Here is a 24765-nt window from a genome sequence, read left to right as displayed (position 1 = left end):
CCTCAGGCTTTAGCGACCCCTTCACGGGCCTGCAGCCGCAGCCGATTGGTAAACAGATGGGCCTGCCGGGTCGGTTCCGGCAGGCGGTAACGTGTCGTGCAGGCCAGAGTCACCTGGGCGGCCCGGGCGACCGTGCACAGGTGTCCCGGCGACACATAAAGGGGGCGCACCCGCTCCCGCGTCCGCAGCACCACCCCCACGGGAGCGCCGTTCAGCACCAGAGCCGCGCCCTCCCCTTTCTGCGGGCCCGGCTCCTCGTACTCGCCGCAAAGGCGGCTCTTGGCACAGCCGATGGTCGGCAATTTCAGCCAGAGTCCGAGATGGCTGGCCAGGCCAAGACGACGCGGATGGGCGACGCCCTGCCCGTCCACCAGCACGACGTCCGGTCGCGTCTGCAATCCCTCGAAAGCTTGCAGCAACACCGGCAGCTCCCGAAAGGACAGCAGACCGGGGATATAGGGGAAGCTGACCCGGTCGACGGCACTGGCCTCTTCCACCACCTGCAGATCCGGATAGCTCAGCACCACGACCGCGGCAAAGAACAAATCCCCGTGCTTTTCGTAGGAGACGTCCACCCCCGCCACCCATCGCAGCGAAGGCGTCACTCCATCCTCCAGACGCACCTGGGTGGCCAGCTGCCGCTGCAGGGCGACGGCCTCGGTATAGGTCACCGACCAATCATGCAGATGTGCAAAGTCCATCATCTCCCCGTCATCATCAAGCCAACATCACCGGTAAAAGATAATCTACCACCAAGTCACCAGGACACCAAGAAGGTCTGTATCATGGATAACAGTCCGCATCTGGGTCCCGTTGGAATTTAGGGATTTCCTTGGTGTCTTTGTGGCTTGGTGGTGAAGGATTTTTCGGGGTCTAAAGGCAGGAATAAAGGCCAGGCCCGCGGAAAAAGTGGGGCCTGGCCATTAATCGAGAGATTGAATCAGCGAGGCAGGCCGCGCAGCAGCTTGCGGCCGTCGCGGAAGAGAATTTCGACCTTGTTGGGCGGGGTGACGGCGGTGACGATACCAATGCCGAAAACAGGATGGCTCACCAGGTCGTCGGCGCGATAGGCGCCATCCATGGCATAGGTTTTGGCGGAACCCGTGGCGTCCTCGCCGCAGCGTTCCTCCCAGAAGATCAGGTCGGCGGTGGCGGCTCGCTGCCGCGGCTGGCGCGGCACGGCGTCGGCCTTGGTGGTCGTGGTCCGCGGCGTGGCGGTCTTCTTCGGCGCCGCCTCCCGGTAATTGTGCATGCCGCCGCAGGTATTGCATTGAACCCGCACCACTTTGTCGCCCACCATGGCGACGACGGTATGGTTGGTGACCATGCGGCACTTGGTGCACTGGGAGTCGACAAGGTCGCCGGCGGAGATTTTCTTCTGACTCATAAACTTTCCTTCTTTCAAAAAAAAGCCACAGGGAAAATTCCCTGCGGCTGGTTGTCCTGTTGAGCGAGGGCCTCTTATACCATTGGCCCTGCCGGGTGTCAAGATGAAGCGGGCAAAGGCCGTCAACTCACAATGTTGACCGCTTCTCCCCGCAGGAAGGCGGCCAGATTGCCGACAGTGATATCCAGGAGACGCTGGCGGGACTCGCGGGTGGCCCAGGCGATATGCGGGGTGATGAAACAGTTCTTTGCGGCGAGCAGAGGATTGTCCGTTGCCGGCGGCTCGCTGCTGAGAACATCAAGGCCGGCGCCGGCGATATCGCCGCGGTTCAGGGCGGTGGCCAGAGCGACTTCATCGACCAGGGGCCCCCGCCCCGTGTTGATGAGCAGGGCCGTCTTCTTCATGGCGGCCAGCCGCTCTTCATCCACCAGCCGCTCGGTCTGCGGGGTAAGCGGACAGTGCAGACTGATGACGTCGGCCCGGGCAAAGAGCGCATCGAGCGCCACAAAGGTCACGTCTTCGCGCTCGCCATACTTTTTGGGATGCGCGGTATGGACCAGCACTTCCATGCCGAAGGCGGCGGCAATACGGCAGACAGCCCGGCCGATCTGCCCATAACCCACCACCCCCATGATCCGGCCGTCGAGCTCGGTCAGGCCGCGATCCCAGAAACAGAAGTCCGGGCTGGCCGACCAGCGCCCCTGCCGGACCAGATGGTCATGATGGCCGACCTGCTGGGTCAGCTCCAGCACCAGGGCGAAGACCATCTGCGCCACCGAGGCCGTGCTGTAGCCGGGCACGTTGGTCACCGTAATACCGCAACGACGCACCTCTTCCAGCGCCACCACGTTGTAGCCGGTAGCGGTAACGCCGATATAGCGCAGCTCGGGTAACTGATCAAGGACCTCGGCGGAGAAGACCACCTTATTGGTGAGCACAGCCCCGGCGCCCTGACAGCGCTCCACCACCTGCGCCGCCGGGGTGCGCTCGTAAATGACGCACTCCCCCAGGGATTGCAGAGCCCCCCAACTGAGATCGCCGGGGTTCAGAGTATAGCCGTCGAGCACTACGATTTTCATGTTTATGTTCTCCGGGATTGTCGAACTGAACTGACAGCATAGCAAAAGAAAAGGAAGCATGCACCTCAGCAAACCCAGAGGGGTGAACTCAGAACAACAAAAACGATCAAAAGACCAACAGGCCATGCCCGGCAGACCGGCACAGTTGACACACGGCAGGAACAATTTAGCCCGTGTGAACGCAGTGAGCCGGGGCCATTGCCTTTTCGTGCCACAAAATAAAGAACCTCTTAAACCGGCTCTATTTCAGCAAAGCCACCAAAACCCGGCGTCAGCAATAAAAAAGCCCCTTTTTGCTTACTTTTTGTGGGCTTGGACAAAAAGTAAGGCGTCCGGCGGGGCGCAACCCGCCGGTCTCTCATAACCCCTTCTTCTCAAAAAACCGAAAGAGCAAAACCGCTCCGATGACAAAGACCAGGATCACCGGCCAGTGGTTGATGCCCAGTACCTGCGGAATAGTGATCTTGCCGAAGTTTCCCCAGGTGAGCACGGTGCGTTTCATGAGGGGAAAGGCTTCGGCGTAGATGGCGGCGCCGGCCACCATACCGAGGATGCCGTAAAGCGCGTCCCAACGCCCCTCACCCAGAGCCCCGGCAGAGGTGCCGGGGCAGTAGCCGAGCAGACCCCAGCCGACACCGAAAATGAGCCCGCCGATGATGTTACCGCCCAGAATCGTCGTCTTGAGACTGAGTTTGGCCAATTCCAGATCAACCAGCAGATAGATACCAACCATGCCGACCAGAACGCTGGTCAGCATGAACTTGATGATAGTCATGTCGATCAGCCGCAGCACGCCGAGCTGCTTGTCGTAGCGCAGCACGCCGCCTTTCTGCAGGATAAAACCGAAGGCCACACCGGTGAGCAGCCCGTAAATGAGCATGTTCATGAGGACTTCCTCCCGTAAATGAGGCGGGCGACGAGGATGCCGCCGATAAAGAAACAGGCAAGGGAAATGAGACCACTGACAGCCAGCTGGAGCGAACCGCTCAGCCCATGACCGCTCGGTCAGCCATCGGCCAGACGCGCTCCGAACATGGCCACGGCGCCGCCGCTGAAGGCAAAGAGGGCACGCCGACCGCAACTGGCGCCGCCGAAACGCTGGCGCCACATATCGGGCAGACCCTGCAGCCGGAAGGTGCCTCCGGTGACGGAAGCAATGAGGGCACCGATGAAGATGCCGACCACGAACATCCACTGCCAATCGATTTTGGGCGCCGTCTTGATGAAGTAATCGAGTTTTTCCACTCGCTCCGGCGAGAAGACCTTCTCGATCATGCCGGCGGCGCGAACAAAGGTAGTGGAAGCGCCGAGATATTTTCCGGCGATCCACACGGAGAAGACAGAGACCAGCCCGGAAAGAGCTCCGGCCAGATAGGGATTCCAGGCGCCGGCGCGTCCGGGGGTAAATCGTGAAGACATGAAAAATCCTTTCTTTGATGAGAAGCAAAATTCTTTAAGCCATTGGCATAACTGATAATTTAGCAGATTCTGACGGCCTCGCAAGCGAACCAAAGGAATAAAAAAATCCCCCGGGAAAGGATTCCCGGGGGATCGCAGCGGACAAAAAATCGAAAGTCTTATTTCTCGTCCATCAGGGCGGCGTGGGCGGCCGCCAGGCGGGCGATGGGGACGCGGAAGGGAGAGCAGGAGACGTAATCGAGGCCAATCTTGTGGCAAAAGATGACACTGGAAGGCTCACCGCCGTGCTCGCCGCAAATGCCGAGTTTGATGTTGGCGCGGGCCTGGCGCCCCTTAACGCAACCCATCTCCACCAACTGTCCGACACCGCTCTGGTCGAGGGCGACGAAGGGATCGTTGGGGTAGATCTCGCGCTCGACATAGAAGGGCAGGAACTTGCCGGCGTCATCACGGGACAGGCCATAGGTCGTCTGGGTGAGGTCATTGGTGCCGAAAGAGAAGAACTCGGCTTCCTTGGCGATCTCGTCGGCGGTCAGGGCGGCGCGGGGCAGCTCGATCATGGTGCCGATGAGATACTCGACCTTGACGCCGTAGCGGGCCACGACTTCGTCGGCGACGCGGATGGCGTTGGCCCGCAGGATAGCCAGCTCCTTGACGTGCCCGACCAGGGGAATCATGATCTCGGGCACGATGTCGAAGCCCTCGTTCTTGACCAGTTCACAGGCCGCTTCCATGATGGCCTGCACCTGCATGTCGTAGATTTCGGGGAAGGTGATGCCCAGGCGACAGCCGCGGTGGCCGAGCATGGGGTTGAATTCGTGCAGGAAATCGACCTTGTTGCGCAGCACCTGGGGCTGCACCTTCATGACGGCAGCCAACTCCTCGATGTCCTTGTCCGTGTGGGGGAGGAACTCGTGCAGGGGCGGGTCGAGCAGGCGGATGGTCACCGGCAGGCCCTTCATCTCGCGGAAGATGCCGAGGAAGTCCCCTTTCTGCATGGGCAGAATCTTGGCCAGGGCGCTCTTGCGGCCGGAGAGGTCTTCGGACAGGATCATCTCGCGGACGGCCATGATGCGCTCGGCCTCAAAGAACATATGCTCAGTGCGGCACAGACCGATGCCCTCGGCGCCGAAGTTGCGAGCCACCTTGGAGTCGTTGGGGGTATCGGCGTTGGTGCGCACCTTGAGGCGACGGAAGGAATCGACCCACTCCATGAGGGCGCCGAAATCGCCGGTCAGCTCAGGCTGAACGGTGGGGACTTCACCCTTCATGACTTCACCGGTGGACCCGTCGAGGGTAATGACATCCCCCTTCTTGATGACGACGCCGTCGCGGGCAACGAACTGCTGCGTCTTGTAGTCGACCTTGATATCCCCGCAGCCGGCCACGCAGCACTTGCCCATGCCGCGGGCGACAACGGCGGCGTGGGAGGTCATGCCGCCGCGGGCGGTGAGGATGCCCTGGGCGGCGTGCATGCCGTGAATGTCTTCCGGGCTGGTCTCCACGCGGACGAGAATGACCTTGAGGCCGATCTTGGCCGCTTCTTCCGCCTCATCGGCCGAGAAGACCACCTCACCGCTGGCAGCGCCGGGAGAAGCGGGCAGACCCTTGGCGATAATGGTTTTGGGTGCCTTGGGATCGAGGGAAGGATGCAGCAGCTGGTCGAGCTGTTCGGGCTGCACGCGCAGAACCGCCTCCTTCTCGCTGAGCACCCCTTCGCGCACCATGTCGACGGCGATCTTTACCGCCGCCTTGGCGGTGCGCTTGCCATTGCGGGTCTGCAGCATATAGAGCTTACCCTTCTCGATGGTGAACTCGATGTCCTGCATGTCGCGGTAGTGCTTCTCCAGGGTCTGCTGCACCTTCATGAGCTGGTCGTAGCAGACGGGCATGACCTCTTCCATGGAAGGCAGGGTGCCGTCGCCGCCTGCCTTGTTGATGGGCTGGGGGGTACGGATGCCAGCCACCACGTCCTCGCCCTGGGCGTTGACCAGGAACTCGCCGAAGAAGACGTTCTCGCCAGTGGAGGGGTTGCGGGTGAAAGCCACGCCGGTGGCGCAGTCGTCGCCCATGTTGCCGTAGACCATGGACTGGACGTTGACGGCGGTCCCCCACTCGGCGGGGATGCCGTTGAGCTTGCGGTAGGTGATGGCGCGGGGGTTCATCCAGGAACCGAAGACGGCCCCGATGGCGCCCCACAGCTGCTCCTCGGGATCTTCGGGGAAGTCCCGGCCCATCTCTTCACGGACCTTTTTCTTGAAGAGGATGACCATTTCCTTGAGGTCTTCGGCGGTCAGCTGGGTATCCTGCTGGACCCCGCGCCGCTCTTTCATCTGCTCAAGGATGTGTTCGAGAATATCGCCGTCGAGATTAAGGACGACGTTGGAATACATCTGGATGAAGCGGCGGTAGGAGTCGTAAGCGAAACGGGCGTCGCCGCTCTGTTCGATGATGCCCTGCACCGTCCGGTCGTTGAGGCCGAGATTGAGAACGGTGTCCATCATACCCGGCATGGAAGCGCGGGCGCCGGAGCGCACGGAGACGAGCAGCGGGTTTTTCGCGTCGCCGAATTTCTTGCCCATCAGCGTCTCGACCTTCTTCAGATTCTCTTCTACCTGCCCTTTGAGTTCGGCGGGGTACTGGCGGTTGTTCTTGTAGAACTCGGTGCATACCTCGGTGGTGATGGTAAAACCGGCCGGCACGGGCAGACCGATCGAGGTCATTTCGGCCAGGTTGGCCCCCTTGCCGCCCAGCAGGTTTTTCATGTCCCCTTTTCCCTCGGCCTTGCCGTCGCCGAAGAAATAAACGTACTTCGTTGCCATGGGTACTCCTCCTCAAAGGTTAGTAAAAATAAATATTTGCACCATTTCAGGCGCCGTTTTTTACTGAAAATAAAAGAGCCGCCTAGTTTCCTAGGCGGCTATCTTGGCAAAGTCTGCGATGTCTTCGAAGAGCCGGGCGACCCCTGTCAGCAGGGCCAGCCGGTTTATTCGCACGGCTTCATCCTCGGCCATGACCATCACCCCTTCGAAGAAGTCGTCCACGGCCCCGCGCAGGGCGGCAATGGCCTGCAGAGCGGCGGCATAGTCCCCGGCCTGGGTCGCGGCGGCGACACGGGCAGCGGTCGCCTGCACTTCCGTATAGAGAGTTTTCTCGCAGGCGGCTTCAAAACGGGCGGCGTCCACCGGCGTATCCACGCCCCCTTTGATGATGTTGACCACCCGCTTGAAGGCCACGGCCAGCGGCTCGAAATCTTCCCGTCCCTTGAGGGCGGCCAACGCCTTGACGCGCTCCTGGGCATCGATGACATCGTCGAAGGAGGCCGACAGCACGGCGTCGACCACGTCCTGGGGCTGACCTTGACCGGTCAGCATGTTGAAGAAACGCAGGCGGATAAATTCGAGGACGTCCTTCTTCACCTCGTCGGCCGGACGGGTGAGCTTGGCCGTGAGCAGGTCCACGGCCGTGCCGACCAGCGCGGTCAGGGAGAGGCGATAGCCCCGGTCGAGCAGGATGGACAGAACGCCGATGGCGCTGCGCCGCAGGGCATAGGGGTCGGCCGAACCGGTGGGAATGAGGCCGACGCCGAAGCAGCCGCAGATGGTGTCAATCTTGTCGGCGATGGAGACGAAGGCCCCCAGATGATCAGAGGGGAGCTCACCGCCGGCCTCGACGGGAAGATAGTGCTCATGGATGGCGCGGGCCACCCGGGCGTCCTCTCCTTCAAGCAGCGCATACTCGCGCCCCATGATGCCTTGCAGCTCGGGGAACTCGTAAACCATGCCGGTTTCCAGGTCACACTTGGCCAGCAGGGCAGCCCGGTCGGTCAGGACGCTATCGGCGGGAGACAGCTGGGCGGCGAGCAGGGCAGCCAGTTCGCGAAAGCGCATGACTTTCTCGTAGCTGGTGCCAAGCTTGGCCTGATAGACCACGTTCTTCAACGCCTCGAGACGGGTTTCCAGCTTGACCTTCTGGTCCTCGGTCCAGAAGAACATGGCGTCAGAAAGACGGGCCCGCAAGACCCGCTCGTTGCCGCGGGCGACCACGGCCGGGTCTTCTGGCCGGGTATTGGAGATGGTGATGAAGCGGGGCAGCAGCTTCCCCTCTTTGTCGACCAGAGTGAAGTAGCGCTGGTGCTCGCGCATGGTAGTGATCAGCAGTTCGCGGGGGAGCTGCAGGTATTTGTCCTCGAAAGAGCCGATGATGGGGGTGGCGTCTTCCACGAGGAAAGAAACTTCGTCGAGCAGGGCCTCATCCGCATTGACCTCGCCGCCGGCCGCGTGGGCGACGCGCTCGATCTCGCGGGCGATGAGATCACGGCGCTTGGCCGGATCGGGGGTGACGAAATGGCGCTCGCACTCATCGATCCAGTTGGCCAGACCCTTTACCGGGAAGGTCGCCGGGGCCATGAAACGGTGACCGCGGGAGAGGTGGCCGCTCTCGAGGTTGCCGAAAGTGAAGGGGACGACAACACCGTCGTAGAGGGCGACAATCCAGTGCATGGGCCGGGCAAAGCGGATGTCGAGATCCTTCCAGCGCATGGACTTTTTAAAGGGGATGCCGCCGATCAGGCGGGGCAGCATCTCCGGCAGCAGATCGGCTGTCTGGCGGCCTTCTTCGACCTTGGAGATGAAAAGATAGGCCCCTTTGTCGGTCTCCACCTGCTGCAGCTCGGAAACATCGACGCCGTTGGCGCGGGCAAAGCCGAGGGCCGCCTTGGTCGGCTTGCCGTCGGCATCGAAGGCGACCTTGACGGAGGGTCCGGAGAGGGTCAACTCCTGGCGCGGCTGCTCCGATTCCACATCGGCCACGGCGATGGCCAGACGACGGGGGGTGGCGAAGGTCTGGATCGTGCCGAAGGTGAGGCGGGCGTTCTCCAGTTCTTTGCGCAGCAAGCGTTCCATATCGCGCATGGCCGCCGGCAGAAAGCCGGCCGGAATCTCTTCGGTACCGATTTCAAGAAAAAGTTCAGCAGACATGGTATCTCCGGTAAGAGGATACCGGGGCGCGAGGTGCGCCCCGGCCAATCATTTCTTCAGCAGCGGAAAGCCGAGCTTCTCTCGCTGGGCCACGTAACCTTCGGCGCAGAGGCGGGCCACATTGCGCACCCGACCGATGTAGGAGGCGCGTTCGGTCACGGAAATGGCGCCGCGGGCATCGAGCATATTGAAGGCGTGGGAGCATTTCATGACGTAATCGTAGGCCGGCAGAACCAGGCCGCGCTGCGCCAGACGGATGCACTCCTTCTCGTACATGGTGAAGAGGTTCAGCAGCATGTCGACGTCGGCCTCTTCAAAGTTGTAGGTGGAGAACTCCACCTCGCTTTGATGATGCACATCGCCGTACTTGACCCCCTTGACCCACTCGAGATCGTAGACATTGTCCACGCCCTGCAGATACATGGCGATACGCTCGCAGCCGTAGGTGATTTCGCCGGAAACGGGTTTGAGGTCGATACCGCCGGCCTGCTGGAAGTAGGTAAACTGGGTGATTTCCATGCCGTCGAGCCACACTTCCCAGCCCAGCCCCCAGGCTCCCAGGGTCGGCGATTCCCAATCGTCCTCGACGAAACGGATATCGTGCTGCGACGGGTTGATGCCGAAGCTCTTGAGGGAATCGAGGTAGAGATCCTGAATATTCAGGGGCGAGGGTTTCATGATGACCTGAAACTGGTAGTAGTGCTGCAGGCGATTGGGATTTTCGCCGTAGCGACCGTCGGTGGGACGGCGGGACGGCTCGACATAGGCTACCTTCCAGGGCTCGGGCCCCAGAACGCGCAGGAAAGTGGCGGGATTGAACGTACCTGCCCCTTTTTCCATGTCATAGGGCTGCTGAATGATGCAGCCCTGTTTGGCCCAGTAATTCTGCAGGGAAAGAATGAGATCTTGAAAAGTCACGATGCCTCCAGGCCGTAAAAACAGTTTTCGCCCCCTCTTCAGGGCCTGCTTATTGGTATACTGTATACAAATTTGAAAAGCTGAATTTTAGCCCCTGACCCCGGGCCTGTCAAGGCAATTTCTGAGAGACGATCGGACCTCCGGTGACGGGAGATCAGCCACTTCCACCCGCAACTTGTTGCAGAAAAACCAGCGACTTGAGCCGGCGATGCAGGTGCCGACCGATTGCCGCTGAAAGCATCCGCTCCCCCTGCACCAACGTCGCCGGACTCAGACGATAACCCTCGAAGCTTTCTAAGGGGGCACGCAGAATGCGGGACAGGGTTCCCAGCGTCAGCAGGCTGACCGACAGGCTGCCGCGCCCGCCCTCACAGGCCGGACACAGACTGCCGCCGCGGGAGGCATCGAAAAAAACGGTGTCCGTTTTCAGGGTTTCCATACATTCGGAGCAGTGCAGCAGATGGGGGATGTAGCCAGCCAACTCCAGCAGCCGCAGTTCGAAGAGCAGCCGGGCTTCGGCGGAACCGCCGGCGGCGGCCAGATGGTGCAGAAAAGCCTGCAGCAGTCCGTAAACCTGCGGATGCCCCGATTCCTCCCCTTGCAACTCTTCCACCAGTTCACAGCCATAGCCCGCCAGCGCCAGCGCCAACAGGTCGGTGCGCAAGCCGGCGTGCAGATCGACCAGCTCCGCCTCCTTCAGCGACAGCAGCTGTCCCCGCCCCGGCGGGCTCCAATGCATCATCACCCGCGCAAAGGGTTCCAGGGCCGGCCCGAAGCGCTTGCGACTGCGGCGGGCGCCGCGGGCAAACCCTTTGAGCAGACCGAGCTCGGGCGTATAGAAGGTGACGATCCTGTCCGCTTCACCGTAGTCGACGTGCCGCAGAATGATCGCTTCGCTGCGCAGGAGCTGCATGAAGAAGGTGCCGTTTCAGGTAAGAAAAGATTGGCGAACCACAAGGGAAAACATCGTCTGCCCTTGGGCCGTATCATAGCCGGGAGGCGGGGCGAGATCAAACAGAATGTCCCCGGCCAGGGCGTTTAATAAAAAGGTCAGCTGTTCTGCGTCAGGGCAAAGAGTCCGGCCAGCACCAGAATGATCCCCCCTGTTGACCAGGCCAGCAATTTGGCGAGTAAAAGTCGCATGCGTGCCTCCTTCTTTTGGCCTCGTTCAGACCAGATCGAACAGCTCGGAATGAAGCTGCCCCAGCGGAACGCCCAATTCATGCAGGTACTTTTCCACCAGATGGATCATCGCCACCGGACCGCAGATAAAATACTCCGCGGCCGCCCGAGGCGGCGGCACATGACGGCCAAGCAGCTCCTTCGTGAGCAACCCCACCTCGCCCTGCCAGTCGGGAGGAGGGTCGTTCAGGATGAAAACAACCTGAAGGTCCAGGCGTTCCCGCAGCATCTCAAGTTCTTCCCGAAAGGTCGTGCGATCCCAGGTATTGTAGGCATAAAAGAGGAGCAGCGGACGGCGGTCGCCACGATCCGCCAGCGTACGCAGCATGCTCATAATCGGGGCGATGCCGATGCCGCCGGCCACAAAGACGTAGCGGCTGGCCGGTTGCCGGTCGGGGCTGAAACAGCCGTAGGGGCCATCCACGTAGACGGGCGTGCCGATTTCCACCTCCTTGATGCGGCGGGTGAAGTCCCCCAACTCCTTGATGGTAAAGTGCAGCTCCGCCGTCTTGGCGGCACTGGAGGCGATGGAGAAAGGGTGCTCCTTGAGGGCGAAAGGAGAGGCCCCGAGGCTGATCCAGGCGAACTGACCGGGCAGGAAGTTGAAGCCGTCGTGTCCTTCGGGAGCGACCTGCAGCGTCCAGGCGTCGCCCCGCTCGGCGCTCACGCCCGTGACCCGGTAGGGGTGGCGCAGCAGCATGGCCGGCCGGATGAGGCGCACGGTCACCAGCAGCAACAGCCAGGACAGGGAGATCGCCCCCCACAGGATTTTTGTCCAGGGAGTGGCGACATAGTGCCCCACCCCCACGATATGGGCGATGGCCAGACCGAGGGTCAACACGGCCAGCACGGCATGCCCCAGACGCCAGCGGTCGTAATCGATCCCCAGCGGTTTGCGCCAAAGCGAACTGATCAGCAAGAGGAAAAGGCCCAGAAGAGAAGCCACTCCGGCCCAGAAGTGCCAGGGGGCCAGACCGGGACGAAAAAGAGCCCACAGGGTCGGTTCAAGGACCAACAGCAACAGGGGATGGAGCAGAATGAACACAAAAGTCACCAGCGCACTCTGCCGGTGAAAATAATAGACGATATCGATGCCGAAAGGGGCTGAAGGACGCCGGAAACGGGCCGTCTGCAGGAAAAGTGTGCCCATCATGGCGGTGCCGGCAAAGCCCAGGGCGAGGGAGAAATCCCACCAGAACCCGCTGCCGGCGGGCATGGGGCCAAGCAGAAGCACCAGCAGCGGCGCCATGACCAGCGCCAGGTAGACCCCGATCCAGAACAGTCCGGAAAAGACGTATTTCAAGCGCTCCCCCTTTCGCCACCTCAGAGTTCATAAAATTCTAATCTTTTTCGGCGACAGCGCAAGGGGGATCTCGATTGCCCGTCGTCACCAGGCTGTTTCCCGGGCAAAACGTCCAAAGCACCGCCGTCAAACCCCGCCAGGCCTGGGAACTCGACTTTTTGAAAACGGATTTCATTTTTATCTTGACCGGAAGGCCTCGGCTCATGTAGCCTCAAACCCGTGGTCGGCCCCCGTTCCCATAGCAATACATGGAGGTTTCTCATGTCTACGGCAGCCATTCACCCTGCAAAGCACCTTGGCTGGAACCAGCTGGCTCCTCTCTTCCGGGACGAACGCGCGTGCTGCGCAGCGTTTCTGGCGCTGGAGACGGCCGAAATCCTCGACGGCGTCAAACCGGCCAACCTCATCAATATGGCCAACAGACCCCAGCCCTGCGGCCGCAATCTCTATCAGCTCTGGAAGCAGCATGGCGACAGCCTGCTGGCCGACAGCGGCCTCACCCCCAGTGTCCTGATTGACCGCGGCGAGTCCTTGCTCCTGCTGGTCTATCAGCCCGAGGCCTTGGCGGCCCTCCTCTCCCGCCCCAACGTCATGGCCGTACTGCGCCGGGCCGGTTATCAGGCGCCCTTTCACCCGGATCGCGTTCTGGCCGAGTTGCAGTCGCGCCTGCAAGCCGCCGACGGTTTTCCTCATGAAATCGGTGTCTTTCTCGGCTATCCCCTCAAGGATGTCGCCGCTTTCATGGGGTGGATTTCCCTCCCCTTCAGCTGTCAGCGTCTCTGGCGCATCTACGGTGATCCTTGCCGCAGCCTGCAACTGGCCCAACGTTTTACCCATTGCCGAAACCGGATGGCCCACCGACTGGCCCACCAGGCCGCCGGTCAATCCCAGGCCGCCGGTAGCCACACCTTTTTTGGCTCTTTAATTGAAAATGGTTTTCGTTTTTAAACACCAGCTTCAAGGAAGCGGTCCAATACCAAGGAGACCCTGTTACATGAAAAACCCTGCGATCATGCTGTTGATTTCCGCCTTGCTCTCCCTCACGCTACTCAGCCAGGCGGCGGCAGCCACGCTGGAAGAACGCCTGGCGGATCTGGAACGCCGGCAGAGCGAACTCTACCACACGCTGGCCGAAAAAAAGGCGGCCGGCCTGGCGACTCCCCTGGGGGAACGCCTGACTTTTTCCGGCCTGCTGGAGGTGGAGGCAACCGCCGCCAGCAGGCGTCAGGACGACGGCCGGACCCAGAGCAGCAGCGACCTGGTGCTGGCCACGACCCAACTCGGCCTGGGGATGACATTCACCGACCGGGTCCGAGGCAGTATCAACTTTCTCTATGAAGAAGATACTACGGATTTGGAAGTGGACGAAGCCTCGGTCGACCTCAACCTGGACCCGTTTTTCGCGCGAATCGGCCGCATCTATCTTCCCTTCGGCGTCTACCACAGTCATTTCATCAGCGATCCGCTGACCCTCGAACTGGGGGAAACCCGCGAGACGGCAGCTCTGCTCGGCTATGGCCGGAATCTCTTCTCCCTGTCCCTGTTTGCCTTTAACGGTGACAGGGAACGACTGGAAGAGGAAGACCACATCCGCGACTGGGGCGCCAGCCTCGTCTTCACCCCCGTGGACGGCCTTGAGTTTGGCGGCAGCTACCTGTCCGACCTGGCCGACACCGACGCGGCCATGGTGACGGCCTACGAACGCCGCGTGGCGGGATGGAGCGCCTTTGTGCTGGCTGCCGGCAGCAAGGGCGGGATTTCGGCAGAAATTCTGGGAGCGACGAGAGCTTTCGCGGCCGCGGATCTCGACGGCGACGAAAATGGCATGGGCGACAGGCCGAGGGCCTGGAATGTGGAGGCCTTCTGGACCATGCGTGACGATCTCGACCTGGCCCTGCGCTGGGAAGGCAGCGACGAATTTCTCGGGCAGCCGCGGCGGCAGTATGGCCTGGACCTGTCCTGGAGCCCCTGGCCTTACGCCACCTTGTCTCTCGAATATCTGCGCGGCGAATTCAGCCGGGGATTCGGCCTCAACGAGGACGGCAGCGGACTGGATCGCCGGGATCAGGTCACCGCCCAACTGGCTTTAGCGTTCTGACGGTTATTCTTCGCCCCCTTCGCACACCGGCAGGCGCAGCAGATAGACGGTGACGCACAGGCCGATGGCGATGAGAAAGACTTTGACCCAGAAGAGGGGGATGAGGAAAAAAACGGAAACAGGAATACTGATCCAGATGAGGGTGATGGCAGTGATCTTGGCGCGCAGAGGGATTCCCTGGCCATCGAGATAGCCACGGATCATCGGTCCCAGGTGGGGATGGTCGAGGAGCCAGTGGTGAAAGCGTTCGGAGCCCCGGGCAAAGCAGGCGGCGGCCAGCAGAAGCAGAGGCACCGTCGGTAGCAGGGGCAGAAAGATACCGAGCACCGCCAGCGCCGTACTGACCAGCCCGGCCGCGGTGAGGAGCAGCCTGAGCACCCTGCTGTCGATTATTTTCGTGCGCCGATCAGACATGAATCCTCAGCTCCTTGGCACTTCAGGTCGTCGGACTCGCCTTTTTCATCATGGCGGCATTGAAGGCCTGCCGCTGGGCGGTATTGCCGATGGTGGCGATCAGATCGCCTTCGGCGAAACAGAAATCGGCTTCGGGGTTGGGGAGAAATTCCCCCTGCCGGATGACGCCAACGATGGAGACGCCGGTCTGCCGCCGGATCTCCAGCTCCCGCAGGCTCCGGCCCACCATGGGGTTGCCGGTGGCCAGGCGCTCCCAGCTCAACTCCAGCAGGTCACCAGCCGACCGCAGCTGGCGGATCTCCTGATGGTCGTCCCGCCCTTCGGAGAGGGGGTGATAGAGCTCGCGGCGGATGGCGTCGGTATAGCGCTGGATGACCGGAATGGGCATCTTCAGGTGAAGCAGGGCCTGACGGGCGATCTCCAGTCCCGCCTCCAGTTCCGGCAGAATGACCATATAGACCCCCTCCTCGTAAAGGGAGCGCATCTGATCCTCCCCGTCGGCGCGCACCACGATGTTCAGATCGGGATAAAACTGCCGCACATGCCGGACGATGGTCTGGGCCGAGATGACCGCCGGGGCGGTGATGAGCAGCTGCTGGGCGCCGTGAATCCGCGCCGCCTCAAGGACGATGTTCTGACTGGCATCGCCGAAAATAGCCGGCAGCCTGGCCCGCTTGCATTCCTCAAAGCGCCGGTGGTTGACCTCCACAATCACGAAGGGCACGTCGATCTGACGCAGAACCCGGGCCACATGCTGACCGACTCGCCCGCCGCCGACCACGACGATATGATCCTTGAGCTCTTCGGCTGGCAGGTTGATGACCTCCAGCGTATCGTTGCTGCCGAAGCGCTGACGCAAGGCGTAGAGCGGGGCCGTCAGTCCCGACACGACGGGCGTCAGGAACATGCTGATGATGGTGGCGGCCAGAATGAGGGAATACTGATCGAGGCTCAGGGCGCCAATACCGTAGCCTTCCTGGGCGAGCAGAAAGGAAAATTCGCCAATCTGGAACATGCCCAGCCCCGTCGCCAAGGGGATGACGTTGCCATAACCGAAGCCGCGCGCCAAGACCCCCATGATAACCCCCTTGCCGAGCGCCACCATCAGGACGAGGGCGAGCACTTCGAACCAGTTGGCCATGACGAAGGCCGGATTGAGCAGCATGCCGACGGAGGTAAAGAAGAGCAGGCCGAAGAGGTCGCGCAGGGGGATGATGTCGCTTAAGGCCTGGTGGCCGTAATCCGATTCGCTCAGCACGATGCCGGCCACGAAGGCGCCGAAGGCGAAAGACAGTCCGGCCAGATAGGTGGCGTAGCCGATGCCGAGACCGATGGCGGTGATGGAGAGCAGAAAGAGCTCTCGCGAGTCCCAGCGGGCGATGATGGCCAGCAGTTTCGGCAGCAGCTTGGTGCCGAGCAGCAGCATGAGCGCCAGAAAGACCGCCGACTTGATGGCGGCAAAACCGAGGGTCGGTAGCCCCGAGGCCGGATCGCTCAACTGGGGGAGCATGATCATCATCGGCACCACGGCCAGATCCTGCACGATGAGGATGCCGATCATGACGCGGCTGGAGAGGGTGCCCATCACCCCCTGGTTCATCAAAGTCTTGAGAATGACCATGGTGCTGGAAAAGGAGACCACGCCCCCCAGCCACAAGGACGGCACCCTCTCCCACCCCAGCCAGCGGCCGATGAGAAACCCAAAACCCAGGGTCAGCAGGATCTGTAAGGGCGTTCCCACCAGAGCGATGGTGCGGACAGGCCGCAGCTCTTTCAGCGAAAACTCGAGGCCCAGGGCAAAAAGCAGCAGGGCGACGCCGATTTCGGCCAGCTTTTCGATGTCATGGGCATCCCCGATGGAGATGGCATTATTAAAGGGGCCAATCAGCACCCCAGCCAGAATATAGCCCAGCATCAAAGGCTGCTTCAGGCGGTGGGCGACCAGCGCCCCAAGCAGACCGGCGACGATGATGATAATGATATCTGCTGCAATGCCCACGATCGGAGAAACCTTCCTTTTATGCCGATGCCGCCCGGTTGCCGTACACTGCTCCGGCGGTTGGCAGACTGGTCTTACAGTTTATCCCGCCACAACCCCTCTTCCAGCCAACGACCCGCCTCTTTGGCCGGCAGGGGGCGACTGAAGAAGTATCCCTGAATTTCATCGCAGCCGTGCTGCCGAAGAAAATCCAGCTGTTCGCGTATCTCCACTCCTTCGGCCACGACCCGGAGCTTGAGACCAGCCGCCATGGACAGAATCGCCGACACGATGGCGTTGTCATCGGGGTCCGTCGTCAGATCCGCCACGAAAGAGCGGTCGATCTTGACGGTGGCGATAGGCAGTCGCTTGAGATAATACAGGGAGGAGTACCCTGTCCCGAAATCATCGAGGGCGACACGGATGCCCTGACGGGTCAGTTGCGCAAGCGTCAGGATCGCTTCCTCCATGTTGGCCATCAGCACACTTTCGGTGACTTCGATCTCCAGGGCTTCGGGAGGGACCCCTGTTTCCGCCAGAATCGACAGGATGCGCTCGGCCAGATCGACCTGTTTAAACTGCTGCGCCGAAAGATTGACGGATACCTGTAGCGTCCCATACCCCGCCTCCCGCCATTTCCGGATCTGACGGCAGGCGGCCCGTAAAATCCAGTACCCCAGCGGGATAATCATCCCTGTCTCCTCGGCCACAGGAATGAACGCGTCTGGAGGAACGATAGTCCCATCGGGCTGTAACCAGCGGACCAGGGCTTCCATGCCCGTTATTTCTCGGCGTTTCAAATCCACCTTCGGCTGGTAGTACAGTTGAAACTGCTCCTCCTGCACGGCCTTGCGCAGATTGTTCTCCAAGAACAGCCGACGGGTGATCTGTTCGTTCATTTCGGCCGCAAAAAGCTGATAGTTGTTGCGCCCCCGGTCTTTAGCCCGGTACATGGCCGTTTCGGCATTGCGGATAAGGCTTTCGGGGTCGTCGCCGTCATGGGGAAAAAGGCTGATGCCAATGCTGGCGCCCGTGAAAATTTCCTGCTCGCCCACCTGGAACACACCAGCCAAATCGGTCATGATCTTATGCACGACCTGAGCGGCATTCTCGGCACTGTGGATATTCTGCACCACCAACACGAACTCATCCCCGCCGATACGCGCCAGGGTATCCTCCTTGCGCACCATATCCTGCAGACGCGCGGCCACCTGCTGCAGCAGGATATCTCCCGCGATATGCCCGAAGCTGTCATTCACTTTTTTAAAGTGGTCGAGATCGAGAAAGAAGACGGCAAGGCCCTTTCCCTCCCGCCGGGAACGGCTGATGGCGATGGTCAGGCGGTCGCGCAGGAGCAGGTGATTGGGCAGGCCGGTCAGGGCGTCGTGATAGGCCTGATGACGGACGAGCTCATCTTTGTGCTTGATCTCGGTAAGATCGTGAAAGACGGAAACATAGTGAGTCGACCGGCCGTTTTTGTCCGTAATCGCCGAAATACTCAACCATTCGGGATAGGCCTCGCCGCCTTTACGGCGGTTCCAGATCTCCCCTTGCCAATTGCCTTTTTCCCGCAGGGCCTGCCACATATCCCGGTAAAACTCGGGGGGATGACGATCGGACTTGAGGATGCGCGGATTGGCGCCCAGCACTTCTTTCGCCTGGTACCCGGTAATCTCCGTAAAGGCGGGATTCACCCGCTCAATCAGGCCGTGGCAGTCCGTAATGGCGATCCCCTCCAGACTGCTTTCGAACACCCGCTCGGCCAAACGCATCCTCTCCTCTGACCACAAACGTTCGGAAAGATCGCGAACCACCGCCAGCACCGCATCGTTCTCCCCCAGCCGCAACCGTCGCAGAAAAACTTCGACCGGAAAGGAGCCGCCATCGCCAGGACGGCGGGCCAGCCACTCCAGCCGCCTGTCCTGGCCGTCGACCACCTCTTGCCAGATGACAGACAACTGCTCGATTGGCGAGTCGGTGGCGCAGAAGTCATCCTGAATCTTCCGGCCCAGCGCTTCTTCCCGCTGCAAACGGAACAGTCGAAGAGCCTGATCGTTCAGGTCGACAATCCGCCCCTCCAGATCCTGAATAAAAATGGCTTCCTGCACGTTGTTGAGGATCGTCCGCAGATTGTCCCACCATTGGTGCAAATCCTGCCCCGTGGGTAGTTGGCGGGCGGAGTCCGCAAAAAAGAGGGAGTCCGTCATGGCGATAGCAGTCCTAGGCGAGATAACGGAGAAACATGGTGGCGGTGCCGAAATAGATCAGGATGCCGGTGATGTCGTTGGCGGTCTGCACGAAGGGGCTGGAGGCGATGGCCGGATCGATGCCGATTTTCTTGAAGAAGGAGGTTGCAATCACCCCCATGGTAGCCGCCACGGTCATGGCGGTGACCATGGCCAGACCGACGACCAGGCCCAGATAGACATTGTGGTGCCAGATAAAAGCGACCAGGCCGACGACCAGGCCGCAGACGGCCCCCATGATCATGCCCACGCGCAGTTCCTTGAAAAAAACCTGGCGCAGGGTCGAGAAATCGATGCGCCCCGTGGCAAAGCCGCGCACGACGATGGTCGCGGACTGCCCGCCAACGTTGCCGCCCATACCGGTGATGACCGGGATGAAGGAGATGAGGGCGATGACCTGTTCGAGGGTGGCCTTGAAGCGCCACATCAGATAGCCGGTGACGACGCCGCCGAAGAGGTTGGTCACCAGCCAGGGTAGGCGCAGGCGGGCGATCTTGAACGACTTGTACCCGTACAGCAGCTCTTCCTCACTGGCGCCGGCCATCTTGTAGATGTCCTCGGTGGCCTCCTGCCGCATGACGTCGATCACGTCATCGACAGTGATAATCCCCATGAGCTTGTTGCCGTCATCCACGACGGGGATGGCCAGAATGTTGTACTTGGCGACAAGCAGGGCAACCTCTTCCTGGTCCATGTCAGTACGAACGCTGATAACGTCGCGGATCATGATGTCCTTGAGCAGGGTCGACGGCGGCACGGTCAGCAGTTGACGCAAAGAAAGCACCCCGACCAGGTGATTGTGTTCGTCCGTGACGTAAAGGTAGAAGACCATCTCCACGTCCTCGGCCTGCTGCAGCGACTCGACGGCTTTCTTGACGGTGAGATCCTGGCTGAGAGAGAAGATCTCCGTCGACATGATGCCGCCGGCCGTGTCCTCGTCGTAGCGCAGGAGCTGCTCGATCTCCTCCGAGTGCTCATCCTGCATGATGTTGAGGATCTCTTCGGCCAGCTCCTCGGGCATATTGCGGATGATGTCGACGGCGTCGTCGTAGGGCATCTCCTGCAGAACTTCGGTGATCGTCTCCGTCTCGATCTGCTCAAGCAGTTGGGCGCCGACGCTGTGTTCCAGCTCGGAGAGGACGTAGGCCGCGGTCTCGGCCTCCTCGATGAGATTGAAGAGGATGCGTTGTTCCTTCAGGTCGAGATAGCGGAACAGGTGGGCGATATCGACGGGATGGGTCTTGGCGATCACCTTGGTGAGATTGGGGTAGGCCCCCCGGCGAATCAGTTTTCTTACCGTATCGAGGAGCATCTCCAGCTTTTTATCCATGATCTTTTTCCTCCTCGTCGGGTGTCGGGAACCTAAGCGGTTAAGACTAACACCCCCAAAAACGCCCTGTCAATGGCCCGTTCAGCAAAACAGGAAGGCATGACTGGAGGTAAAGAGGGGGGGCACCCGGTTGACCATGGCCCGCACCGCTGGCGAGGCCAGCAGGCGCTGCTGCAGAAACCGGCGGGCCTCCCGGCGCCCCCAGCCGGAAGTCGCCTCAAAGGTCTCGTAAAGCCCCAGGGATTCGCTGTCCGTGGGGAGGCTGGTGCCTTCGATGCCGAAGTCGTCGGGACGGATCAGCATCTCCGACTGGCGCGGCAAGTTCATGATGGCGATATTGAGAAAGGTCACGGCCTCGGCGTGCTCTTCGAGAAAACGTCGGGTCGCTTCGGCATCGGCTTCGGTCTCGCCGGGGGTGCCGAGCATGATATAGACATAGGTGGCGATGCCGGCGCGCTGCAGGTTGCGCAAAATCACCGAGACATCGGCCAGGCGAGTCCCCTTACCCAGACGGTCGAGTACGGCCTGGGAGCCGCTTTCAAGCCCCAGCTGCAGCATACGGCAGCCGCCGGCGGCCAAAGCCTGCACGAGGTGAGGGTCGAGGAGGGCTTTCTCGAAGCGCACAAAGCCATGCCAGCGCAGCGCGGCCATCTCGGCCGCTCGTGCGGCCATCGCCCTGAGCAGGCGCGGCGGGATGGCGTTGTCGGAGAGATGAAGATGCTTCGTGCCGTAGCGGGCACTCAATTCCAGCAGCCAGGGCACAAAGTCGGCGTCCCCCACCGTCGCCCAGGGATGGGTCGGAGAGGTGGCCTCGGGGCAGAACAGACATTTCTGCCAGTAACAGCCGCGAGAGGCGGCTAGAGGCAGTACCGGCACGGGAGAGAGGTAGCGGACGAGGGGAGCGAAGCTGTAATCCGGCGTGAAGGCGATTGAGGACGGATCCTCCAGGTCATAGGCGCCAGCCGGGTTCGGACCGTCCAGCAGCCGGCCCAGCACCGCCTCGCCGGGGCCGAAGCCAATGTGGTCGAAGCAGGTAAAGTGCCGCCGGTTCTGCTGCAGAAACGGCTTCCAGGAGGTGAACATCCCTCCCCCACCCACCAGGCCGATGTCGGGAAGCCGCCGGCGGATCATACCCGCCAGTTCGAAGGCGGGCAGCACCTGGTGGCGATAATTGACGGAGAGGGCCACCCAGCGCGGCCGCTGCACTTCGAGCTGCGGCAGCACCTGCTCACGGAAGTACGAAGCAAAGAGCGTAGATACTTCACCCGCGGCCACCCGTTCGAGGTCATCAGGAGAGAACTCGGAAAGGTCCCCGTGCTGGTAATCCCCCAGGGTCAGGCGCTCCCGCCCCCCCTCCCCGGTGTAGACGGACAGAGCCTGGTTGAGATGATGCACCGCCGTGGAGTAACGGGCAAAGTTCTGCAGGGACTGAGGGGAACGCAGCAGGTCGAGGGAGGTACGGGCATGGCGGACGGCCCGCTGCAGGGCGCGGCAAGGCGCAGGCCCCAGCGCCCCTTCCAGCCGGGAGGTTTCAAGCAGATAGAGGTACGCCTCCAGGTTGGCGTCCAGCGCGGCCACCATAAAACCGTGACCGCGCAGATGACCCAGCAGGGCCGCCAGCCCTAGAGGAGGCTCGGCCGGCTTGGCGGCCGGTGGGTGGATGAGCAGCAGATCCTGCCCGGCCCCCCGACTCATTCGTCCGGCGATTCGGGAGTGTCGGGCGCCAGGGATTTCAGGGCGTCCCGTAGACGGCGATTTTCACGCTCCAGCCCATCGAGACGCCGGTGACAGAGAATCACCTCCTCATTGAGCTCTTCTGCTTGTTGCGACAGGTGGGTATAGCGTATTTCCAGTTCAACCAGACGCTCCTGAATGTTCTCCACATCGTGCCTCATGCCGTTTCACCTCCCTTTTCGTTCAAGGACGCTGCATGCTAGCAGAGGCGACATGCCGGCGCAAGAAAGACGGACAACCCATCTGCCACATCACCCTTCCTTTTTATGGGCAAAATTCAAAATTAATCAAACCCAATGGTGTTTTCACCCTACCTCAGGGGAATTCACCAGCGCTGATACCTCTGTGAGTCCTGCGTGTAAACATTTAACGATAATTAATGTCACATAAGGGGAATTCCCCACAAAACCCCCAGCGGCTCCCCTCTCAACATGGATTTCGGCGGAAAAAAAACCTCTTCATTTTCTAAACACTTACCGCAACACATCACCCAGCTTTCACCAACCGCTTTTCCGATGACATTTCTCAACAAAACTCCGTCCATCGACGCGCATTCGTTATCCATCAAAAGGCTGGCATAGCCGATGCTATGTATCGGCCGAAACACCGTCAACGTTATGTAGAAACATCCTGCAGGGTGTATCGAACGTTTCTGGGGACGGGATCTGGTTTCCCGGCACCGGAGCATTCGACATTCAAGGGCTAATGGTCAGCCCGAACAGACTTCAAATGGAGCAACACAGCACAGGAGGCACATCCAATGAAATGCAGAAAGAGGTTCTTTACGTTTGCCTGGGCTTTAATAGCCCTCTTTGGAACGGCCGGTTTTTCTCAGGCCGCAGTGATTACCAGTTGGGACATGGCTAATGCAACCCCAGGAGCCCCGACCAATGTTACTGATCCCGGTTTTGTTTTTGACCAGTACAACTATGTTGAACCCGGGTCCCTGCTTGACCCGAACACAGGTGCCGTCGCTGAGGGCGGTTTTATGCCGAGTGGTTACTCCAAGTATGCCGGCGGAACAACTCTGTTACCAAACGGGGCCATGACCTGGAAGGAGCGCGACACCCAGGGTCCCGGTCTCAGCATCGTGACCGGCGATGATGTGACGGGCGACAACTGCATCATGTCTGCCGGTTGGAACCCCGACTCAACACCCAGTGCAACCCAGATGAGCGATTGGTGGGGGGTTGATCTCAAGCAATGTTCTGACCCCTGGCAGTCAAGCAAGCGCTTCAAGGTTGTCAGTTATGTTCTCGACGCTCCCGTAGATTTGACTTTCAACGTCAGCGCCAACGGCCAGGAAGATCTCTACCGTATCCTGCAGAAGTATGGCAATCAGACCGGACAGCGTGTCTCCGGTTACACCCAGCAGCTCGGCTTCCTGATCAACGGGGTCTTCACTGAAGCCCAGCCGGGACAGGGACTGGCCTTCGCTTTGAAGAACGGGACCAAACACAGCAACGACATTCCGACTGCGAGCAGCATGGCCAATCAGGGCGAACTCGATTCACTGCTGGCGCACGGCCTGTTCGGCGCACCGGACAAACACCACACCTCGGCCGGCTACTTCAACCCTTACGTTCGCGCCAACTTTGCTCTTGAGGCCGGCGAAACCTTTATCCGCACGGTCGGCATGCATCCGGTGCATCAGGACCTGTTCGGTGAGTGGATGCCTTCGAACAATCTCAAAGGTGCAATCTACTTTGATATGGACGGCATCGTTTACACGGATAATGCCCTCATGGGGCATTGCGATGGCGCCTTTAACGAGGAAGTAGCCCAGGTTAATGCCGCAGAAGGTTGCCAGGGTGAATGGGTCACCTATCGTTCGTCGCTGGTCCCGGTTGACAACGGTGACGGCACGTGGACCATTGCTCCCTCTGCCGGCATCGACCCGTTGAATCCGGCCCTGAACCGTACGGTGATTCCAGCTGATGTTGTCGCTTCCTGGGACAGCAATCCCCTCTGGATTCCCGGCGATATCGACGATTTTGCCAACGTGAATATCAACACCTTTATCTCACTGGGCAATGCTGACAACTGGCCGACTGCTGATGGCAACGGCAACGCGAGTTTCACCATTCGCATCACCCCGACCTTCGACGCCGCAACCGCTTCGACTGAGCCGGGCACCGCGGCTCCGGAAGACTTTATTGTCTTCATCGAGGCCCCGACGGCGGTTGTTCAGTAAGTGGGTTGAATCAACGAATCCTGTAACGCGATACGAACTATCTGGAGGAAAAGATGAAAACAGCAAAACTGATTTTACTGGCGATGCTCATCGCCTTCGTAAGCATCCCTCTGGCTCACGCCGGAACCCAGGTGAAACTCAACCAGGCTGCAACCGTCAAGGCTTCGGTAAAGAATACGACGTCTCAAAGTGTTCGGGCCGCTGTCAAAATGACAGGTTTCGACAATGCCGGGGTCAAGATCGGCCAGCTCTGCAAAGAAGCCTGGTTGAGTGAAGGGCGTACCACCGCGGTAGAGTACACCTGGAATGCCCCCGGTTACGCGACAGGTGTCTACTGGCAGGCCAAGGTTGAAGTGAATGGCGATTGCCCGAATTCTGAAGTTCCGACTTATGATTTCGTAGATCACCATCACGACAGTGACAGTGATAGCGATAGTGACGCCGACAGCGATCACCGCTAACAGTTCGAGCTGATTCTGGGCGGCTGCCGGAACTGTCCGGCAG

At 60.5% G+C, this 24765-nt stretch carries 20 protein-coding genes; 4 read left to right on the top strand and 16 right to left on the bottom strand.

Annotated elements, in window-relative coordinates:
- Positions 1 to 2: 2 nt before the first annotated feature.
- The 10 genes from nfi to MJO47_RS07045 form a co-directional block, all read right to left on the bottom strand.
- A complete protein-coding gene (gene nfi, locus MJO47_RS07090) occupies positions 3 to 704 on the bottom strand; it encodes a deoxyribonuclease V (RefSeq protein ID WP_253960416.1) in 702 nt (233 codons plus the stop codon).
- Between the two features lie 236 nt (positions 705 to 940).
- Entirely contained in the window at positions 941 to 1387 is a 447-nt protein-coding gene (locus MJO47_RS07085; RefSeq protein ID WP_253960415.1) for a hypothetical protein, read from the bottom strand.
- Between the two features lie 122 nt (positions 1388 to 1509).
- The gene (locus MJO47_RS07080) at positions 1510 to 2466 is read right to left on the bottom strand and encodes a D-2-hydroxyacid dehydrogenase (protein ID WP_253960414.1); all 957 of its coding nucleotides are present in this window, start codon (positions 2464 to 2466) and stop codon (positions 1510 to 1512) included.
- Positions 2467 to 2824: 358 nt separating this feature from the next.
- A complete protein-coding gene (locus MJO47_RS07075) occupies positions 2825 to 3352 on the bottom strand; it encodes a DUF6691 family protein (RefSeq protein ID WP_253960413.1) in 528 nt (175 codons plus the stop codon).
- Positions 3349 to 3885 carry a YeeE/YedE thiosulfate transporter family protein gene (locus tag MJO47_RS07070; RefSeq protein ID WP_253960412.1) on the bottom strand — a complete coding sequence of 179 codons (537 nt, stop codon included), beginning with the start codon at positions 3883 to 3885 and terminating at the stop codon, positions 3349 to 3351. Before MJO47_RS07070 ends, MJO47_RS07075 begins: the two co-directional genes overlap by 4 nt.
- Before the next feature lie 158 nt (positions 3886 to 4043).
- Positions 4044 to 6707 (bottom strand): pyruvate, phosphate dikinase, encoded by a 2664-nt coding sequence (gene ppdK, locus MJO47_RS07065; RefSeq protein WP_253960411.1) that lies wholly within the window; start codon positions 6705 to 6707, stop codon positions 4044 to 4046.
- A 90-nt stretch (positions 6708 to 6797) separates the two neighbouring features.
- Positions 6798 to 8864, bottom strand: coding sequence for a glycine--tRNA ligase subunit beta (gene glyS, locus MJO47_RS07060; RefSeq protein WP_253960410.1), 2067 nt, complete (start codon positions 8862 to 8864; stop codon positions 6798 to 6800).
- A gap of 48 nt (positions 8865 to 8912) precedes the next feature.
- Complete coding sequence (gene glyQ, locus MJO47_RS07055) at positions 8913 to 9782, bottom strand: glycine--tRNA ligase subunit alpha (RefSeq protein WP_253960409.1); 870 nt, start codon at positions 9780 to 9782, stop codon at positions 8913 to 8915.
- Positions 9783 to 9936: 154 nt separating this feature from the next.
- Positions 9937 to 10695: a DNA repair protein RecO gene (recO, locus tag MJO47_RS07050; RefSeq protein ID WP_253960408.1), complete on the bottom strand. Its 759-nt coding sequence runs from the start codon at positions 10693 to 10695 to the stop codon at positions 9937 to 9939.
- Positions 10696 to 10950: 255 nt separating this feature from the next.
- Positions 10951 to 12267: a ferric reductase-like transmembrane domain-containing protein gene (locus tag MJO47_RS07045; protein WP_253960407.1), complete on the bottom strand. Its 1317-nt coding sequence runs from the start codon at positions 12265 to 12267 to the stop codon at positions 10951 to 10953.
- 261 nt (positions 12268 to 12528) lie between these two features.
- Between MJO47_RS07045 and MJO47_RS07040 the strand changes: the two genes are divergently transcribed.
- Positions 12529 to 13215: a DUF3793 family protein gene (locus tag MJO47_RS07040; protein WP_253960406.1), complete on the top strand. Its 687-nt coding sequence runs from the start codon at positions 12529 to 12531 to the stop codon at positions 13213 to 13215.
- Between the two features lie 46 nt (positions 13216 to 13261).
- Complete coding sequence (locus MJO47_RS07035; RefSeq protein WP_253960405.1) at positions 13262 to 14365, top strand: LbtU family siderophore porin; 1104 nt, start codon at positions 13262 to 13264, stop codon at positions 14363 to 14365.
- A 3-nt stretch (positions 14366 to 14368) separates the two neighbouring features.
- Here the strand turns inward: MJO47_RS07035 and MJO47_RS07030 are convergent, their stop codons facing one another.
- The 6 genes from MJO47_RS07030 to MJO47_RS07005 form a co-directional block, all read right to left on the bottom strand.
- A complete protein-coding gene (locus MJO47_RS07030; protein ID WP_253960404.1) occupies positions 14369 to 14779 on the bottom strand; it encodes a YbaN family protein in 411 nt (136 codons plus the stop codon).
- Positions 14780 to 14801: 22 nt separating this feature from the next.
- Positions 14802 to 16778: a cation:proton antiporter gene (locus MJO47_RS07025; RefSeq protein WP_253960403.1), complete on the bottom strand. Its 1977-nt coding sequence runs from the start codon at positions 16776 to 16778 to the stop codon at positions 14802 to 14804.
- Between the two features lie 74 nt (positions 16779 to 16852).
- Positions 16853 to 18964 (bottom strand): bifunctional diguanylate cyclase/phosphodiesterase, encoded by a 2112-nt coding sequence (locus MJO47_RS07020; protein ID WP_253960402.1) that lies wholly within the window; start codon positions 18962 to 18964, stop codon positions 16853 to 16855.
- Between the two features lie 13 nt (positions 18965 to 18977).
- A complete protein-coding gene (mgtE, locus tag MJO47_RS07015) occupies positions 18978 to 20333 on the bottom strand; it encodes a magnesium transporter (protein WP_253960401.1) in 1356 nt (451 codons plus the stop codon).
- Positions 20334 to 20414: 81 nt separating this feature from the next.
- Positions 20415 to 22028 (bottom strand): radical SAM protein, encoded by a 1614-nt coding sequence (locus MJO47_RS07010; RefSeq protein WP_253960400.1) that lies wholly within the window; start codon positions 22026 to 22028, stop codon positions 20415 to 20417.
- Positions 22025 to 22228, bottom strand: a complete 204-nt coding sequence (locus tag MJO47_RS07005; RefSeq protein ID WP_253960399.1) for a SlyX family protein — start codon at positions 22226 to 22228, stop codon at positions 22025 to 22027. Before MJO47_RS07005 ends, MJO47_RS07010 begins: the two co-directional genes overlap by 4 nt.
- Positions 22229 to 23055: 827 nt before the next feature.
- Here MJO47_RS07005 and MJO47_RS07000 point away from each other — a divergent pair.
- Together MJO47_RS07000 and MJO47_RS06995 are read left to right on the top strand one after the other, a co-directional pair.
- Positions 23056 to 24261: a choice-of-anchor F family protein gene (locus MJO47_RS07000; protein WP_253960398.1), complete on the top strand. Its 1206-nt coding sequence runs from the start codon at positions 23056 to 23058 to the stop codon at positions 24259 to 24261.
- Between the two features lie 53 nt (positions 24262 to 24314).
- Positions 24315 to 24722, top strand: coding sequence for a hypothetical protein (locus MJO47_RS06995; RefSeq protein WP_253960397.1), 408 nt, complete (start codon positions 24315 to 24317; stop codon positions 24720 to 24722).
- Positions 24723 to 24765: the final 43 nt, after the last annotated feature.

This window comes from Desulfuromonas sp. KJ2020, from assembly GCF_024197615.1.
GTDB lineage: Bacteria > Desulfobacterota > Desulfuromonadia > Desulfuromonadales > SZUA-540 > SZUA-540.
Note: the sequence above shows the minus strand (reverse complement) of the source record. Positions and strands in the feature narration are given on the sequence as shown.

Coding starts and splice junctions, on each gene's coding strand:
- MJO47_RS07085 (WP_253960415.1), bottom strand. CDS start 1,387: ATGAGTCAGAAGAAAATCTCCGCCGGCGACCTTGTCGACTCCCAGTGC.
- nfi (WP_253960416.1), bottom strand. CDS start 704: ATGATGGACTTTGCACATCTGCATGATTGGTCGGTGACCTATACCGAG.
- MJO47_RS06995 (WP_253960397.1), top strand. CDS start 24,315: ATGAAAACAGCAAAACTGATTTTACTGGCGATGCTCATCGCCTTCGTA.
- MJO47_RS07000 (WP_253960398.1), top strand. CDS start 23,056: ATGCCGAGTGGTTACTCCAAGTATGCCGGCGGAACAACTCTGTTACCA.
- MJO47_RS07005 (WP_253960399.1), bottom strand. CDS start 22,228: ATGAGGCACGATGTGGAGAACATTCAGGAGCGTCTGGTTGAACTGGAA.
- mgtE (WP_253960401.1), bottom strand. CDS start 20,333: ATGGATAAAAAGCTGGAGATGCTCCTCGATACGGTAAGAAAACTGATT.
- recO (WP_253960408.1), bottom strand. CDS start 10,695: ATGCAGCTCCTGCGCAGCGAAGCGATCATTCTGCGGCACGTCGACTAC.
- MJO47_RS07030 (WP_253960404.1), bottom strand. CDS start 14,779: ATGTCTGATCGGCGCACGAAAATAATCGACAGCAGGGTGCTCAGGCTG.
- glyS (WP_253960410.1), bottom strand. CDS start 8,864: ATGTCTGCTGAACTTTTTCTTGAAATCGGTACCGAAGAGATTCCGGCC.
- ppdK (WP_253960411.1), bottom strand. CDS start 6,707: ATGGCAACGAAGTACGTTTATTTCTTCGGCGACGGCAAGGCCGAGGGA.
- MJO47_RS07035 (WP_253960405.1), top strand. CDS start 13,262: ATGAAAAACCCTGCGATCATGCTGTTGATTTCCGCCTTGCTCTCCCTC.
- MJO47_RS07020 (WP_253960402.1), bottom strand. CDS start 18,964: ATGACGGACTCCCTCTTTTTTGCGGACTCCGCCCGCCAACTACCCACG.
- MJO47_RS07075 (WP_253960413.1), bottom strand. CDS start 3,352: ATGAACATGCTCATTTACGGGCTGCTCACCGGTGTGGCCTTCGGTTTT.
- MJO47_RS07010 (WP_253960400.1), bottom strand. CDS start 22,028: ATGAGTCGGGGGGCCGGGCAGGATCTGCTGCTCATCCACCCACCGGCC.
- MJO47_RS07080 (WP_253960414.1), bottom strand. CDS start 2,466: ATGAAAATCGTAGTGCTCGACGGCTATACTCTGAACCCCGGCGATCTC.
- MJO47_RS07040 (WP_253960406.1), top strand. CDS start 12,529: ATGTCTACGGCAGCCATTCACCCTGCAAAGCACCTTGGCTGGAACCAG.